We start from the raw sequence: 17,582 nt of genomic DNA on the forward strand, positions 1-17,582 counted from the left end.
CATACTAATATTTTTTTTCTTAAATAAGGGAATTTTAGACAAAACACTTATAAAACGATAAAATATTGATTATCTGAATGAAAAAAATTTCATTCAATGACATTTTATGATTTTAAATAATTTTTGGTTAAAAAAAATACATACACTAATGTCGTCAGCCAAGGCGCGTGCAGCAAAAACCAAGAGCCCGTAAGAGAACAACCAATTGATGAATTCACCTACGAATTGGAATTTAGGAGTTGCGAAATCACCTACACCGATAAATCCAATGCCATAAAACAGTAAAACATACAGAAGGAAAGTGGGAATATGGATTTGATCAGAAGATCAGCTTTGAGCTAAAGCTATCCATCAAGACATTGCTAGCATCTAAACAGACAATAAATGCGTATATACTAAAAAATATAGAGACTGTATATGGTGATGTGGGATACAACCAAACTGATATAACATATGACGCACAAATAGTATGGGATATGGTGTCAATTGCGCCTATAAAAATACAGACTCGGGCAATGGAGGAAGTAATGGCGGTAGTACCAAGCCAACATCGTCTGTATGTGGAGCCAAAAACAAATTGGGAGGCTCCTGTAAACGTATCGTGGTAGGTGGAGATTGATTTATCTGTTGTAATCCGAGAATAATAACGTTTCTAAGTCAATGCGAAATATGTTAATGAAATAACCATCAAATAATTTTCAACTGATTTAGAGGACGTTATATCTAAAAACATTCCTATCATCAAATAACCATCAAATAAAGATCTGCTAATTTGAATTTTATTGCTGTTATACTTGATTATTCTCAAACAGCTCGTGCAGTTTTTGCTGTAGTAATTTTTTATCAGGTAATTGCATTTGGTATTCGGCAACCATTGTGGGTGAAAGGCTTCTACTTAAAGCATATTCTACTACTTCGCTATCTTTGTCTTTACACAGTAAAACGCCAATACTAGGGTTTTCATTAGCTTTTTTTACATCACGGTCTAGAGCTTCTAGATAGAAATTCAATTGCCCTAAATGTTCGGGTTTAAACTTGTCGGCTTTCAACTAAAAAGCGACCAGACATTGTAATCCTCGATGATAAAATAATAAATCAACATAAAAATCACTATTCCCAACTTGTACTTTATATTCTTCGGCAATAAACAAAAATTCTTTTCCTAGTTCTAAAATGAAATTTTTCATTTGATGAATTAAGCCTCTTTGTAGATCACTTTCGTTATATGGCTCTGGAAGGTTCAGAAAATCAAAAATATAACTATCTTTAAATGCATTTGTTATACCAAAATTAAATTCTCTCAACACTGTTGAGAGTTTTGTATTTCCGATCATGGTACGTTCAAAATAACCTGTTGATATTTGACGTTCTAACTCAGAGCATTGGATACAATAAAAGCTGTTGCTGAAACGGGATTTTTGTGTTGATCGGTTTGATTAAAAAATACGGCAAGTCGTAAGGAGGGTAAACAAACAAAGCCATTCTTGGGAGAATGGCTTTGTTTGTTTTTATTTATATGATCTAAGATCGTTTATTTCAGCTTTTCGATTTCGTCAATACTAAGACCAGTACCTTTTGCAATATCTGCAATAGGTAAACCCATTTTCTTGAACTCTAATGCTGTCTCAATGGCTTTTTTGCGCTCGCCTTCGGCTTTAGCAATTACAACAGCTTTTTTAGCTTCTTGCAATTGATTTTCAAGTCCTTCTTGGTACATGCGCACTGCTTCGGCATCCCATTTACGTTTTAAACTAATATCATACATAGTTCGTTCCTCCTTTGTCAATTTTGCGTAGCTGGCCAACTGAAAGAAGCGTTGAAATACAGCCGATTTCATGATCCGTGGGAAGGTCTTTAACGTAGACATATTCTTAAGCATATAAAATACTTTATCCAGTTCGTCTTCAACCTCAGCTTCGCTTTTAACAAAGTTAATAATTTCTAAATAGATAAACCCCAAACCCTCGTAAAACTAATTGAGTTACTGTTGCATACTCAAGCAACTGTAAGGAAAGTCTCTTGCTGACCAAAAAGTATCAAAATTTTCCAGCAAAATATTTCCCCTGAATCTCTATTACACAGGCAAGTATCATGAAAATATGTACTCCGATCACCTCCTGGCATATGAAAACCATCCATCAGGACAATGGTGTAAACCTCGGGAATGGCATAACCCCAGGCTTTGCGGTTTCCTTTGGGTACTGTGTCTGAAATAACCTTGCTAGCGTAATAGAGCATGCGTTGCTTTAGATTAGTCTGACTGCTGGTCTGCATCTCGATGATGATCTCTTCTCCTGTACTGATCTGGACTACCAAATCAAAGATAACTTTGCCGATCTCTTCGGTTGCACCAATACGCTCGGTATCCCGATAAGTAAGATCTGTTATGGTCTTTCGACCACGAAAGATAATATTGAGAAAATTAATTAGGTTGATCTTGTCTCCGAATAACCGTTTGAAGCCCTCATCGGTAGTCGGATCAATAAAAACGGGTTGAACGTGATTTTTCATAATTTTAGCATTTGCTGAAATAATTAACTATTGCTAAGCAAACATCAGAAAAACTAAAATTATTAGCCGGTTATTAAACGTTTGTAGTCGTTTGTAAACGTTTAATAACCGGCTAGCAGTCAAAAAAAAGCATCAACTTGTTAACCTAGTCTTGCTTGCCGGACACAAAAAAAGCCACATCTAGCGACATGGCCTTAACTAAACATATGATTAAACAGTAAATTACTTATAAGAATTGATCGATTTGGATATTTTCCAGTTAATTACGACCATTGATCATGTTTACTCTATAAAATTCATATTCGTTTCCTTCTTCTTTATATTCGGTCAACAGCCCAAAATAAAGAGTAGAATCGTCTGACCAAAATTCCTGCTCTATTACGCAAAGCCATTTGCCGGTTTTCTTTTCAAAGAAATCATTGAGCTCGGCGATCTTTTTAAATTTTCCATTCTCCCTTACCTGGATAAAATGGCTGTAGCATTCCTGCCCTTCGAATACCTTGTTCAATCTGTATTTTCCAGATGGTGATATGGTCACCAAGTTGAGATTTCCTATCTCATAGGTAGTCTGTCCTGTGGACAAATCAAAGCTTACATCCATGGTGTGGCCGCATTCCAACAGCAAAACGTCCTCGGAAGGAAAGTATGAAACAAAAGCACATTCACTGAGGTCAACCTCATTTTGGACAAAATGACCATTCCTGAAATTAATCTTTTTTATACCCAGGTAATTTCCGTGCTCTTCAAATTCTACGATTCCTGCCAATTTTTCCTGAACGATCTTTAAATCTGTAATCTTCTCCAAAGGGATATTTACTTTAGCACGTTGTTTTGCAGAAAGGAATTCTGAGCTACTTATTTTTTCTATTGCCAATTCAATAGTTTGTGGTCTGGACTTAAGAGCTGCCGACGCTTCATTTGCGACAGATACTTGCCTTGCTTTGGATGGGACACCACGGTTTGTTGTTCCTTTCTGATCACAGGATAGCACCACTATGGACAGAAAAACAATTACGGATATTTTTTTCAAAAACTTAATTTTCATGTGCATAGAAATTTTAATAGCTGGTTCCTTTTAACTATCCATCGGTTATTTCATGTGCCATCCTTACGTTCTAGCAAGGAAACCACCAGTGCATAAAATAAACCCTTCCATTCTTAAAAAATATTTTGATATGCCCATCGGAGCTGCCATTTACATCCTCTTTTAACTGTATGACCCACAGTTTTCCTTCTTTGTCCATGCCCAACCTACCTTTTACGGCTGTCGGAAACAGACGTTGCATATCATCCATAGTAGTGCCTGCATCAATCCTGATACCCTTATAGGTGATAAAATTTCCGTTCAAAAACCAAAACTCATCTACAGCTACTTTATCCTTGCTGGTTTCAAATCGGGAACCGCTTTTGTATAGGTATTGATCATCCGGGGCTTCGGTGTCGAATATGGTCATACATGGCGCTTCATCCTTCAGGAGCTTGATACTGTCCGGTTTGCCAAAGACTTTAGCAAACTCATCCATAGTAAAGAACCGTTTCAACTTACCATTAAACCTGATCTCATCGGCCAGCATAACATCTCGCATCTCAGCATGCGTTCCAGGCTTAGCGGCAGCTAGTTCTGTGCTGCAGATTTTGAATAGATCATAAGCTTCAAGAATAGTTTTATCGTAATGTAAGACCTCAGGCTTTTCTGGGTCATTGGTAATATCCAAAAGCTTTCCTGTTTGACGGTAAAATTCCAACCAACCTACTGCATGCTCAACAAGTCTTTCTTCAGCAGGTGTTTCAGATATATCATTGATCACATACAATTTAATGGTTGCTTTATCGGAGGTCATAGCAGCAATTCGTGATTGCACGAGTTGTTTTCCAAAATGCGCCAATGCAATAGCATTGCTTGACTTTACCAGTTTAGCTACCATACTGTCACAGGATATCGGCTCATTTTCCCTTACAACAGAATGGCGGAGTGAATCGCCCATAACTGCTGGCTGTGGTGCTTTAACGGAAGGTCCTCCGCATGAAATCAATAAAATGACAAATAAAACAACTACTCTTACCATATAATCGTATTCAAGTTTGCCTATCGGATCTGCTAAAAGTATATATAGGAAAACCCAGGGTTATGATACTCTAATATAAGAATTTACGCAATAAAAACGATTTTCAATAATTTACACTTGTAATTTCGAATATTTTAGTTTCCCTTACTGATCTTGACATAATTTTAACGTTTAAAATAATATAATCCATTGATAATGAATATATATTATTTGAATTTATAAGTCTGAACAAGGTGTTAGAACTGGTGTTACAAAGCAATTGTTCTGGCAACAATACTCTGAAAGAAATGATACCGGCACATATCACATTTAGATATCGAGTAGTGAAACTTTATGTATATTAGTTTCACTGCTTAATTGTTACAAGCAAACATAAAATAAGACACAGCAAGAATGGAAATTTGGCAATATTTAGAAATTTTAAGACGATCTAAAAAGACTTGGTTTTTCTCAAAGGACAATACCGAAGAGAAAATTGACGCATTGACTAAAATTGCCGATGACGGCTATCCAAGTCTTATTTACAATTTGACAGAATTTCTGAAAGACGACAATAAAGAAATACGAGAAACCGCTTGCAACACGATAATTCAGCTTTTTAAAAAGATTGATACCAAAAAAGGATATTACGGCTCACTCAAACATATTAGTATCTCAAAAAGTGATATTGACTTTTATAAAGCCAATTTTCCAAAGGAACAATATATAGAGTTATTAGCAATCAGTTCATTAAACGGAAGTGGATATATAAGAGAAAAAGCGGTAAAAAATCTTTCACAGGTTGACCATCCAAGAGCGATTCAATTTTTAACCTATCGTTTAGCGGATTGGGTATTACAGGTTAGAAAAAGTGCTCAAAATGGACTATATAATTATAAAACAACCGATTACTTGACCAGCTTAATTGAAAATTTGCCCATTTTTGAATGGCTTCAAAAAGTTGAACGGACAGACCTAAGCGGAGTTTATCAAGATATTGTTGAATTTATCGTTTCTACAAACAGATCGTATGTCATTGAAAACTTTGAAAAATATCCAGACAAACTTAGAATACTATTAGCAAGGCATATTTCAAGTTCGTTTACGAATAATTCACAGGAATTAAAACTGTTTTTAACTGATAAGCATTTTTTGATTAGGAACTTAACAGTACAACACTTTGATAAGCTGGGACAAGAGGAAATCAAACAATTGTTGAATGATAAATCAACAATCGTTAGACTCAAAACGCTTTATTGCTTGAAAAACCAAAATGATTTTGGAACAACGATCAAAAAGTTTTTAGCGGATAATTCAGCTACGATAAGACATTTTGCAAGATTTACAGTGAAACAATATAACATAGACTTTGCGAAGTTTTACAATGACAATTTACTGAACAATTTTCAAGTAATTGGTTCTTTAAGCGGACTTGCGGAAGTCGAAGGCAAACAGTATTCGGAAGCAGTTAAGTTATATCTGAATGACAAAAAAATAAGAGTGAAAAAGACAGCATTTTTAGCTCTTTGCAAACTTGATGCTGAAAGTGCCTATGAATTTGCTTTTGTAAACATGGACAGTCCTTATCTGGGAATTAGAAACGTAATCATTGAATTTGTATCGCAAATTCCGAGAAAAGATGCCTTGCTAAAGGCAGCACATATTTACGAATCAGGTAATATTGACCTCAAAAAATCAATGCTAAAACTCTTTAACAAGGTTGGCAGTTGGACAGCAATCCCAGATTTGATGATTGGAACGATTGACGAAAACGAGATGATTAGACAATTGGCTTGTGCTTATTTACAAATTTGGAAAGCTAGAGCAGTAAAACTTTTCACCTCACCTAAACAAGGAGAGCTCGATAGAGCAAAACTGATTTTCAGCTATGTAAAGGAGACCCATGAGCGCAAACAGTATTTTAAAACAAACCCAGTAGATGAACTTGACTTTTACTTCAGATAAAGGAGGACCGGCTCTTATGACATGCGCTTGGATAAATGTAAGATGGCTTAGTTAAATGAACATTCTACTCTGCATCAATTTTTGCACGTTATCATCAGTTCTCACGGTGACATATCACGCACTGTCGCAAGCTCCAAACCGGTATGTGTGGCATTTTGAGGGTAGCAAGGATAATCAATAATTTAACAGCTCTCTTTGGTCATTTAGTTTAAGTTTGTATTGTAGTTTATAAAATATTACCATAATTAGAAAAACACATATTTCAATTTAAATGCAAAGAGTGTATTAAAAATACTAGTCACTATTTATATGAAAGTTTTATTATTATTGTAATTAAATATATTTTATTGGCGGCGATTAAAGAATTAGCGGGACAAACGATATGGTATGGAGTGAGTAGTATTGGAGCGAAATTCCTCAACTATTTATTGACACCCATTCTTACTTACTTAATGGCTGATACCTCTGGTATACGCGATTATGGTGGTTATAGTTTACTGTATTCATGGATAGCAGTCATTAATATCATATTTACTTATGGATTTGAAACAGGATATTTTCGTTTTTCGAATAAACAGAATATTAGCCGCCAATTACTATTTCAGACTGCATTTGGTTCTATAATAATCAGCACAGCTTTATTTATAATTATTTTATCATTTTTCAAAGTTTCCATTAATAACTTTATGAATCTGGAGGGACATCCAGAATACATATTATGGGGACTTTGTCTGATTGGATTAGATGCCTTGTGTTCAATACCTTTTGCTAAACTTAGACAAGAAAACCGTCCAAAGAAATATGCATTGATAAAGTTATCGGGTATTATTGTTAATATTATCTTCACATTACTTTTTTTAGTATGGTTGCCTCAGAATACTGCAAATAATTTTAACAATTCGATCATCCAATGGTTAAATAGCCAAAATCGTATAGGTCTTCTACTACTTGCGAATATTTTACAGAATTTTATTGTTTTTCTTATGCTATCTTCAGAGTGGAAGAATTTTAAATTTAAAATAGATCTAAAGTTATGGATAGAGCTTTTTAAATACAGTTCACCAATGATTTTCATTGGGTTAGCTGGTATGATAAATGAAGTTATGGATCGTCAGATGTTGGCCAAACTTCTACCTGCAAATATCGATGCGCAAAAAGTAGTAGGTATATATGCTGCAAATTATAAACTAGCTATATTTATTACCTTATTTATACAAGCTTTTAAAATGGCTGCTGAACCATTTTTCTTCAATCAATCAAGAGAAGCTAATGCTCCTATTGTATATGCAAGAGTAATGAAGTGGTTTGTAATTATTCTTTCTTTGGCATTTCTTTTTTCAGCACTGTATCTTGACATTTGGCAATATCTGATCGGTGCACCTTACCGTTCAGGTTTAGATATAGTACCGATCCTTTTATGTGCTAATATTTGTTTAGGCATTTATTATAACTTATCTGTTTGGTACAAACTAACTGACCGCATGCAAATGGGATTATATATTACATTGTTTGGTACAATTATAACGTTGATCGGTAATTATATCTTTATACCTCATTGGGGCATTTATGCGGCTGCCTGGACTACTCTACTTTGTTATGCTTCTATGATGGTTTTAACTTATTTAATAGGCCAGAAAATTTATTTCATACCTTATCAAGTAAAGCGAATAGTCCTGTATCTGTGCATGATGCTTGTATGTTTCTTTCTAAAAATGTACTTCGATCATCTATCTCTTTCCTTAAATAAAAGCTTACAAATGCTTACCAGGTTGCCGATAGCTACAATCTTATTCCTCTCTTACATCCTGTTAATTATAAAAATTGAACGTAAGGAATTGAAAGAAATGCCTTTGATTAGAAAATTTGTTTCCTGATATAATATTAAAAGTTTTACAAAAACGTATTATCATCTATCAGATGTAAAAACTGAAATAAAAAGTTAATTGGGACAAAATAAAAAAAGTAGTTAATGGTCACACTTCCTCTTAATAATTGATCAAATGATTGTTAATTTTAGTTATGAAAAATTATATACTTGTTTACTTAATAGCAGCCTACTTGGTCTTTCCTATATTAATAACTTCTGATTATTGGTATCTCATCTATATGGGGGACTATACTTATTATTCAACCAGGTATGCGTCTTCAATCGAATATTGGAATGTGATTAGACCTAATTTTTTAGTAGCAGGATCTTTATTTTTAATAATAAGCCTACTGCCTTTTCATTTTATCGAAAGATATCTTTTAATGACAAAAAAGATCATTAATTTTTGGATCAGGAGTATCCTATTTGTTATTTATAATATGCTTGTTATTGTGATTACAGGATATGGTGGTATTTTGACTTTGCAACTGAGTGAAAGCAATATACCGGTATGGCTTAACATTATCTTTTGGTGCATGTGTGTAAGATTAATTTTCAAAGTATTTTCGGCTGATTTAAAGTACTATGTATCTGAAGAATAATATTCTTTACGCAAAAACGTTCTTTTTAGAAGAATAAAGTCATTAGAAATTTATTTTATTTTCCAGTTTCTTGTGTCGATTTGTTATAATCTTCTTTTGCTTCTCTTACTAATTCATCAACATTTGATACACCCATAGAGTCAAAATGAGAACACTACCTGCTCCAATAATAGAATTATCTCCAATGATAACGCGAGCAATACGGTTACATTTCCCCCGAAATAGACATTATTATCTGCCCTGATCTATGTGATGGATATCCATATTTTTGCACAACGATCGCTGGATATTTTAAAAAGAGAGAGTCTATTCCGATGTAACACGTGCTTTATCCTAGTTTTTCTTTATACTTACAAAAAAAACTAAACTATGACTGGTGATCAGGATTTTAAAATAGAAGTATGTACTCAGAAAAATGCCCAAAGAATTGTAGATGGAATTAATGAGTACAATTTTTTAAAAGTCCCTGCTCTATCCGAAAATTGGAAACCGCTTGAATTTATTGTTAAAAATGAGCATGGATTAGAAATTGCCGGAGTATTGGGCGGAATAGATTGTTACTTGGGTCTTGAAATAAATATCCTTTGGGTAAAAGAAGAATATAGAACAAAAGGATTAGGTTCCACATTATTAAAACATATAGAAACAGTCGCAGTAGAAAATGGCGCCACCATTGCAGTCTTGGACACATTCGACTTCCAAGCCGAAGGATTTTATCTAAAAAATGGCTATAAAATCATCGGTGAAATAAAAGACTATCCTAAAAACTATAGACGTATTTACTTAACGAAAAAATTGATTTGAGGTATTATTGACCTCAATTGCTATCGGAAATAATATAATTTTATTATTTATTAGGTTGAGATCATCGCCGCACATACAAACTTTTTTATGGATCATCAAATCATGGTTTTATAAAGTAGCTACTAAATATTTACCAACCCCTTTCGTTTACTTGAATTTTGTTGTTAAACATGGATAAAAGCACGATATTGAAATTTAACCTTATGATTGTGTAACAGTTTTAATATTTTACAAAAAATAAAAATTAATTCTTTTTGAAAAAATTTTTTGAATATAAATAATTTTAACTTACCTTTGTAATAGAATCAAGCATGATTGCGGCAAATTAAAAATAGTAGGTATTTCCTATCTGAATTTTCTTCACCTATCGATTGCTAATTTTTGTTATTCATAAAAAGTGCGCAGTACTCTTAGAGCTTGACTCCAATCAACCTTCAAATTATACACCTCCTTTTTCTTTCTAGCAGATCGATTAACTTCTGTAAGTCATATTGGATGACTTTACAAAAGTTCAGATTTAAATAATTTTCAATAAAAACAATAATATAATGCAACAAGGAACAGTAAAATTCTTCAACGTTACCAAAGGTTTCGGTTTTATTACACCAGCAAACGGTGGTCAGGACGTATTTGTACATTCAACAGGTTTAATGGATGACATTCGCGAAAACGAAAGTGTTACTTACGAAGTAGAAAACGGTCAAAAAGGTGTTAACGCATTCAATGTGCGCGTAGCAAGATAAAAGAATTCGAGAATTGTTCTAATTCTCAGTATTTTTGATGTAGTAATTAGCTAAATGCTAATTAACTACATTTTTTTTGCATTTAAACCTCATATCCAAAATCATTTCATGATCGACGAATAGATGTAAAAAAGACTTTGAATCTAGTAAGGACAATCTTCAATTAGATTAATCGTATCAATAACCTTTGGAGCTGACCCTGGTATTCAACATAAGTAATCCTTCAAATAACTTCATGACCTAACTTACTATACTTTTTGGGCTTAACTCCAATTACCGCTTCAAAAACTTTGGTGAAATGACCCAAATTGGAAAAACCAAGCTGATATCCCACTTCCGAAACAGACAGCCGTTCTTCTCTCAGCAAGCGGGCAGCTTCCTGCATTCTGAAATTTTGGAAATACTGAAAGATGCTCTTACCAAATACCTGGTGAAATAATCTTTTTAATTTAGTTTCGCTCATACCGCTAAATTTTGATAGTTCGGCAATTGAAGGTGCTTCTTGGAGGTTATCTAATAACCGTTCTTTTACTTGATACAGCATCTTGATATCGGCAATATTCAAAGCGTGCACTTTCTTGTCATCCCGGCTGACAAGCGAAATCAGTAATTGACAAATGAGTTCCTGCGCTTTTAGCTTATAGTAAAAATCCTGAAGCAGTATCGGCACCTTACTGGTCACAATCTCATCGACAACCTCCAGCAGCGGAATACATACCAACTCCTCAAACAATAAGGGTTGCTTATTTTCCAAAATGGTATTTACCAAAGGATGATCTATGCGCAGTCCTATCAATTCTCGTAGGTAACTGGCATCAATACTCAATGAGATCGAATTTTGAACGGTGTTTTTTGGAACAAAAAGTTCCACATTTAATCCTTGGGTCGTAATTTGAACCGAAGGTTGGAATTTGGCTCCTGCTTGCGATAGAGGGGAATTGATGATATGTTGAAAGTTAAATAGGAGCATATGAGTCGGCTGATTGCTCCGGCTAATAGCAAAGTCTTGATGGAGCTGATAGTTCAATATCATCATCCGCAATCGCTCATCAAAACTATAGCCCTGTATAAAGCCTCCTCCAACCTCTTCGGGCACTTCTACCCTTCCATGTTCGATGGTGCTACCTACTTTTTGGGCAAAAGCGGCGAGCATTCCTAATCCATCTTTTGATTTAATGTCAATTTTCATGATACCGCTTACGAGTATTTCTAGACTAAAATAAGCTATTTTACCTCATTATACAACAATATTTTTGCAGTGCAACAGTTCTCCAACAGCATTGGTGCAGCAGCTATCAACTCGATATTTGCTACTGCACGATGATCAGGATCAATTAATTTTCCAGTTAACCGTAGTTGATTTGTGATTGATATTATACTGTCTCTGACATGGGGCGTTTGCTGCCTAAAAAGACGGGAATGCCGAAAATAAGCTTAGGTCATTTGACTGTCTAAAAAGCCGTTTACGACTATTTTTAAGTCTTATTCAATTATTATATTCGGTACAGGCTACATAATTTTGTGTTATCAAAATGAAAAAATGATGTCATTGAAAAATAAAATAATAGCCGTTGTTGGAGGTGGTCCTGGTGGACTGATCCTTGCCAGATTGTTACAGATGAAGGGGTATAAGGTAAAAGTGTATGAAAGGGATAAAGACCAATATGTGCGTCAGCAAGGTGCCACCTTGGACTTACATGAGGAATCGGGACTGAAGGCCTTGATTGCCGCTGATTTGTTAAATGAATTTAAAAAACACTATCGTCCCCATGCCGATAAACTGCGTTTAACCGACCACAATGCGGTGATACATGTTGACGATCATACGAGTGGAACACCAGTAGAGACAAGCGGAGCTTCTTTCCGTCCGGAAATTGACAGGGGACCATTCCGCGATCTGCTTATTGCTGCTCTTGAAAAAGATACCATGGTCTGGAATTCGAAATTTGTATCGATGCAGCCCCTCAATAATGGGTGGAATATCTGCTTCGATAATGGCAGTGCAGTGTACGCTGACCTGGTCATTGCTGCAGATGGTGCAAATTCAAAACTTAGAAAATACCTCACCAATATTGATCCAATTTATTCAGGCTTAACCATTGTAGAGGGAAATATTTACCATGCAGCCACCCATGCGCCGGAACTCTGGAAACTGGTTAAAGGGGGAAAAATATTTACGCTGGGAATGGAAAAAAGCATTATTCTAAGTGCAAAAGGCGATGGATCACTATCCTTTTACACCGGAACTAAGGAAAGAGAAGACTGGGTAAAAACTTCGGGTATCAACTTTGAAAACAAGCAGGAAATATACGATTGGTTTAAAGAGCGTTTTGCCGATTGGGGAAGTGAATGGCATGAATTATTTGAAAGTGATGACAGTTATTTTGTCCCACGTCCGCAATATCACTTTCCTCCCGAGCAGCAATGGGAAAGTTTGTCGAACCTAACGATGTTGGGTGATGCAGCACATCGTATGCCTCCCTACGCTGGTGAAGGGGTAAATATGGCTATGTTGGATGCACTGGAACTCGTAGAACAACTTACAGCACCAGATGTCAGCGATATCAAAACGGCTATTTCAAAATATGAAAGGGCAATGTGCCAGCGTGCTGCCGAAATCACTGAGGTGACGTTGCAATCTATGGAAAATATGCACGCTAAAGATGGTCTGAAATTTTTGGTAGATATGTTTCGCCTGACCCACTGATCAAAACTCCATCACAATTTCATCCAATTAAAAAAATGAAAATTAAAATTTTTGTACTGCATATGGCTATTGTGATCAGCAGCGGATTACTGTTTGTAAACCTGTATCATTCTTTCGTTGATGCGCCCAATTGGGGTCACCAGCTTCCGCAATCTATTGATGTTGCCAGAAACTATTTTGCTTTTAAAAGTCCGGCTGATTTTTTCAAATTCCATGCGCCATTGGTGCACATCGTCGGTATCAACTGCGTTATTCGATTTTGGAAAACCGACAAGAAAATACGTTGGTATCATGTGACCGCATTACTCGCAATCCTATTGAACGACTTACTTACCTTCGTATTTTTCTTTCCTCTAAATGAGGTCCTTTTTGGTGAAACACAAGATATAACACTGATCCAGAGAACCTTCCATCAATGGAGTGTACTCAATTGGTTTCGGTCATTTGTTTTAGCAGTAATGCCTGTAATGTATAGTTTATCACTGAATAGGTATTTGCAAATGCTTTTGAAGGGTATATAGCTGGAAGAGTAATCTCTTTATCGTCATTCTAGCTCTTGGCAACGAAACCCTAACTTGGAGAGTAAACTTATCATATATTCACTGCTGGGAATATTCCCCTCTACCCGAAGTACCTGATCGCAATCCTCCAGGTCAACGGTCACGATACTGTGAGGAAATAGCGAGCAGATGGCTACACGGATATGATTGACCTGAGTTACATTTTCTATATCTGTACTGAAAATCTTTACGTTTCGCATTTTAAATTATTTAATATATGATTTGGCTAACATTTTCTTTGCAAAAGGATTGAAGGAAATTCCTAAATTAAAATAAGCGGTGGGCTTCGCAGCGATTTCTAACCACTCTTTACTAAACGTTTTCTCTTTTTCAAACAACCGGCTGATAGCTATCCATTTTGCTCCTGTTCGGGCGGTCAATATGAGATAATCTCCAATCAGGTGTTCATATATCACGCCATTATCAAGTTCAATCTGTCTGTATTCATATCTCTGCGAACGCATCTGCTCATTCATATTGTTAAGATAAAAACCGTTTCGGTCAAGTTCTGTTCCCAGCGAAATTCTGCCTCTCCCCAAGACCTGCTTTCGAACAAGCAACTGCTTGGGCATCATCAAATCGATCATTATTCCGTTAGTCAATGTACGTTCATACGTAATCATTGGCAGCAAAGGTAGTTTCGTACTCGGATCCACATGTACCAAGATGCCAGCCATTAATTTCGTTCGCTTATCCGCTTTAAGTACCATAGTACCCATAGCTAATCCTTTTAGTCTTTCAAAATGCTTCGCGCTTCCGTCAACAATGAGACTGGTATTTAAAACGAAGGGTTTATTGAATATTTTGCAAATATAGGTGAAGTTGAACGACGTAGAATGGTACGTAAAATCATCTTCCACGGTTTTCATAAGACCGCTAGATGGTATTGTAAAGTTATTTTCAGCAGTGATATACCGATATAAAAAGGTTGCTCCGAGTATCAACTTCTTGTTTGCTAAAAAATACAAATTGGCATTGGCTTTTATCTGATGATAGGTAGAAACCTGGTTATCGGGAAGGCTGATACCATCTCTTTTCGCTGTATATCTGTAAGGAGCAAGTTGACTGAATTCAACATGGAAAGGCCGAACCATAGCGAATTGTCGAGAGGCATAAGCTAAAGCATTACGCCTCATGTTGGTCGTGTCCTGAAGTTTTTGCTTTTGCGATAGTGTATCCGCTGTCTGTGATTTACCTTTTGAGGACAAAAAACACAGCACAGCCAGTAATATCATTTTTTTTATTATTTCCATATACTCAAGGTGATTTTGAAATGGAGGATAGTTTCAATCTTATCACTCCAAAAATCATTTTTGACGATCATCTTCTACAAAGAAACTAATAAGGTAGAGAGGAACTTTTTTAATTATACCAAGCCTGCCAGAAATTATACAAAAAACTTCTGCACACAATTTTCGTATAAAAACGAGGTTATTTTGTATAATAATAGACGGATAGCGCAAGGTTTGAGCGTATATTTGTTATACAAACACAATAATCCATCATGTTTTAATATGAGTAGTAAGCCTAAAATGAAGGTCATAAAAGTAAGCCACTTTATGGTGGAAAACCGATATAGGTTGGCAAGACATCTGTGTCTATTGACAGGCGTTTTGATATTGCTGGCATTTTCCTATTGGATAAGAGATATTCCAAGTCCACATAAATATTATAATCTTGTTACTGTGTACGTAAGTATGATGATGATGAGCTATGCCAATATTTATATACTTGTACCTCGACTATTTTTTAGGGAACATTATATTGGATATTTCTTTCTGTTGTTCTTATTGGTATTTGTTTTTTTGCTTTCAATCTCCTGGCTGCTTCGGCAAATTCCATCCGACCTAGCTTTCGAAAAGTCAACAGATACTTATCGTACGGTATTTTATGACGCACTGATGTCCTTAATCCCTATTATCCTCGTTACCACGATGATTAAGCTTTTTCAGCGATGGACGTTGGACAATGCGGAAATCAATGAGTTAAAAGATAATTCTGTCGCCATCGAGATGGATATACTCCGAAATCAGATATCGCCGCATTTCCTTTTTAATATGCTCAATGGGATCAAAGCCACGATGCGTACCGACACTCAAAAGGCCGAGAGTATGATCTTCAAATTATCCGATTTTTTACGCTACCAGTTGTACGAAAACACGGCTGATAAAACTTTTTTCAAGTCAGAATTGAATTTTCTTACCAATTTGATCGAGCTCGAAAAAACCAGACGTGAAAATTTTACGACCTCCATTACTACAGATATCCCTCAAGAGGAAATCAATAGCCTGTTAATACCGCCCAATTTATTTACCATTTTTGTAGAAAATGCGGTGAAACATAGTGTATCTATCGGGCTGGAAGAGTCCTATGTCAACATTCACTTTGAAAAACGAGACAACAGGCTATGCGTCACCTGTGCCAATTCAAAAGATCCTGTATACAGCCATAGAATGAACAAAAAGCCAGGGGGCATCGGACTAGCGAACATACGCCGGCGGCTGGAACTCCTCTACGGCGATGACTGCCGACTTCAAACCATAGACGATGATTATACTCATACCGTCAAACTAAGTATACCCTTATGAATTATATAGTCATAGAAGACGAGCCTTTGGCAAGAGCTGAAATGGAAACCTTGATACTGGAGGTGTCCGACCTGGAGCTATCGGGTAGCTTCTCCAATGTGCCTGCAGCACAATTATACCTGAAAGACCATAAAGTTGATCTGATATTTTTGGATATCGAAATGCCACTGATATCAGGGATAGAATTTGCAGAAAACCTGCCTAAGGAAACACTGGTGATTTTCACCACCTCTTATCCGCAATATGCTTTAAAAAGCTACGAATTGGATGCGATTGATTATTTGTTGAAGCCGATTATAAAGACCAGATTAGCTAAAGCCATAGAGAAGGCAAAATTATACCATCAACTACTCGCAAACGATCAACAAAAAAACGTAATAGCATCTAGCACTTCCGAATTTATATTAATCAAAGCGGATAGAAAATTCCATAAGGTGATGTATGCCGATATTAAATTTATTGAAGGCCTAAAGGATTATGTCGTGTTGCATACCACATGTCAGAAACTGATCACTGCAATGAACCTAAAGACCATCCATCTAAAAATCCCCGAAAGCATTTTCCACCGCGTGGGTAAATCTTATGTGGTCAACGTGAATCATATCGCCTCTTTCGATCATCACACTATCTATCTGGGAGAAGATGAAATTCCACTGGGTGAAGTATATAAAGAATCTTTCTTTGAAAGATTTGGGGTTAATCTTAGGAATTGATCTCTATGTTACACGCCCTTAAAAAATTGTTTTTATTGTCCAGTTTATTGAGCCGATTTATTGTAATTTGCTTTTCTTACTAATTCATCAACATTTGATAAGTCAATAAAGTCAAAATGAACATTATAATCCCTTATTATTCGTTGCAATATTTGACATCATACCATATTGGAGTCAATGTCATGGAAAGTAGAACTCATTATAATTTGCTATATCTAAAGCTACAGCTATTATTTAGGGAAATCCAATTAATCCAATCCTAGTGGTAGATTTCCAACTACTTAAAGGTCTTGTTCTGCAGGTGAATGCTGGAGTCGGTACTGCATTTGCTCGTGGAACTGCGAAGCAATCATGAATGCCATTAAAAAAAAAAATTATTAATGAATTAAAGATGACCACGGTCTTTTTTGATACTTCGCAATTCCCTTTGCACATGATGGTTCGAAATAGTTTAATATCTCGAGTTGAGGTTGTGAA

At 35.7% G+C, this 17,582-nt stretch carries 17 protein-coding genes and 1 pseudogene; 10 read left to right on the plus strand and 8 right to left on the minus strand.

Translation table 11 applies throughout. The features are described 5' to 3' along the window. The first annotated feature begins 469 nt into the window (after positions 1–469). Positions 470–619 carry a hypothetical protein gene (locus AC06G9_RS16135; protein ID WP_480956736.1) on the plus strand — a complete coding sequence of 50 codons (150 nt, stop codon included), beginning with the start codon at positions 470–472 and terminating at the stop codon, positions 617–619. A gap of 169 nt (positions 620–788) precedes the next feature. On the opposite strand, the pseudogene AC06G9_RS16140 reads toward AC06G9_RS16135, so the two are convergent. The 5 genes and pseudogenes from AC06G9_RS16140 to AC06G9_RS16160 form a co-directional block, all read right to left on the minus strand. After that, positions 789–1,334 (minus strand): annotated as a pseudogene (locus AC06G9_RS16140) (PDDEXK nuclease domain-containing protein). Positions 1,335–1,531: 197 nt separating this feature from the next. After that, complete coding sequence (locus AC06G9_RS16145; RefSeq protein ID WP_480956737.1) at positions 1,532–1,960, minus strand: PD-(D/E)XK nuclease family transposase; 429 nt, start codon at positions 1,958–1,960, stop codon at positions 1,532–1,534. 35 nt (positions 1,961–1,995) lie between these two features. Next, complete coding sequence (locus AC06G9_RS16150; RefSeq protein WP_480956738.1) at positions 1,996–2,511, minus strand: PD-(D/E)XK nuclease family transposase; 516 nt, start codon at positions 2,509–2,511, stop codon at positions 1,996–1,998. 259 nt (positions 2,512–2,770) lie between these two features. Continuing rightward, positions 2,771–3,556, minus strand: coding sequence for a hypothetical protein (locus AC06G9_RS16155; RefSeq protein ID WP_480956739.1), 786 nt, complete (start codon positions 3,554–3,556; stop codon positions 2,771–2,773). A 70-nt stretch (positions 3,557–3,626) separates the two neighbouring features. Next, positions 3,627–4,577, minus strand: a complete 951-nt coding sequence (locus AC06G9_RS16160; RefSeq protein WP_094772344.1) for a hypothetical protein — start codon at positions 4,575–4,577, stop codon at positions 3,627–3,629. A 393-nt stretch (positions 4,578–4,970) separates the two neighbouring features. On the opposite strand from AC06G9_RS16160, the gene AC06G9_RS16165 reads away from it, so the two are divergent. The 5 genes from AC06G9_RS16165 (at position 4,971) to AC06G9_RS16185 (ending at position 10,537) form a co-directional block, all read left to right on the plus strand. Then, positions 4,971–6,521: a hypothetical protein gene (locus tag AC06G9_RS16165; protein WP_094772343.1), complete on the plus strand. Its 1,551-nt coding sequence runs from the start codon at positions 4,971–4,973 to the stop codon at positions 6,519–6,521. Positions 6,522–6,868: 347 nt separating this feature from the next. Continuing rightward, positions 6,869–8,395 (plus strand): lipopolysaccharide biosynthesis protein, encoded by a 1,527-nt coding sequence (locus tag AC06G9_RS16170; protein WP_480956740.1) that lies wholly within the window; start codon positions 6,869–6,871, stop codon positions 8,393–8,395. A 145-nt stretch (positions 8,396–8,540) separates the two neighbouring features. Beyond that, positions 8,541–8,990 (plus strand): hypothetical protein, encoded by a 450-nt coding sequence (locus AC06G9_RS16175; RefSeq protein WP_480956741.1) that lies wholly within the window; start codon positions 8,541–8,543, stop codon positions 8,988–8,990. A 369-nt stretch (positions 8,991–9,359) separates the two neighbouring features. After that, positions 9,360–9,794: a GNAT family N-acetyltransferase gene (locus tag AC06G9_RS16180; protein ID WP_094772340.1), complete on the plus strand. Its 435-nt coding sequence runs from the start codon at positions 9,360–9,362 to the stop codon at positions 9,792–9,794. Between the two features lie 548 nt (positions 9,795–10,342). After that, complete coding sequence (locus AC06G9_RS16185; RefSeq protein WP_094772339.1) at positions 10,343–10,537, plus strand: cold-shock protein; 195 nt, start codon at positions 10,343–10,345, stop codon at positions 10,535–10,537. A 223-nt stretch (positions 10,538–10,760) separates the two neighbouring features. Here AC06G9_RS16185 and AC06G9_RS16190 read toward each other — a convergent pair whose 3' ends face one another. Next, positions 10,761–11,726, minus strand: coding sequence for a helix-turn-helix domain-containing protein (locus tag AC06G9_RS16190; protein WP_480956742.1), 966 nt, complete (start codon positions 11,724–11,726; stop codon positions 10,761–10,763). Between the two features lie 330 nt (positions 11,727–12,056). On the opposite strand from AC06G9_RS16190, the gene AC06G9_RS16195 reads away from it, so the two are divergent. Continuing rightward, entirely contained in the window at positions 12,057–13,244 is a 1,188-nt protein-coding gene (locus tag AC06G9_RS16195; protein ID WP_480956743.1) for an FAD-dependent oxidoreductase, read from the plus strand. A 35-nt stretch (positions 13,245–13,279) separates the two neighbouring features. After that, positions 13,280–13,765: a hypothetical protein gene (locus AC06G9_RS16200; protein ID WP_480956744.1), complete on the plus strand. Its 486-nt coding sequence runs from the start codon at positions 13,280–13,282 to the stop codon at positions 13,763–13,765. 23 nt (positions 13,766–13,788) lie between these two features. On the opposite strand, the gene AC06G9_RS16205 is transcribed toward AC06G9_RS16200, so the two are convergent. After that, complete coding sequence (locus tag AC06G9_RS16205) at positions 13,789–14,004, minus strand: hypothetical protein (protein ID WP_260948657.1); 216 nt, start codon at positions 14,002–14,004, stop codon at positions 13,789–13,791. A 6-nt stretch (positions 14,005–14,010) separates the two neighbouring features. Then, positions 14,011–15,057 (minus strand): hypothetical protein, encoded by a 1,047-nt coding sequence (locus AC06G9_RS16210; RefSeq protein WP_045752881.1) that lies wholly within the window; start codon positions 15,055–15,057, stop codon positions 14,011–14,013. 261 nt (positions 15,058–15,318) lie between these two features. On the opposite strand from AC06G9_RS16210, the gene AC06G9_RS16215 reads away from it, so the two are divergent. Together AC06G9_RS16215 and AC06G9_RS16220 are read left to right on the plus strand one after the other, a co-directional pair. Next, entirely contained in the window at positions 15,319–16,392 is a 1,074-nt protein-coding gene (locus AC06G9_RS16215; protein ID WP_045752880.1) for a histidine kinase, read from the plus strand. Beyond that, positions 16,389–17,105, plus strand: a complete 717-nt coding sequence (locus tag AC06G9_RS16220) for a LytR/AlgR family response regulator transcription factor (RefSeq protein WP_045752879.1) — start codon at positions 16,389–16,391, stop codon at positions 17,103–17,105. The genes AC06G9_RS16215 and AC06G9_RS16220 overlap by 4 nt, the downstream gene beginning before the upstream one ends. Positions 17,106–17,582 lie beyond the last annotated feature (477 nt).

Source organism: Sphingobacterium sp. MAE (genome assembly GCF_056711605.1).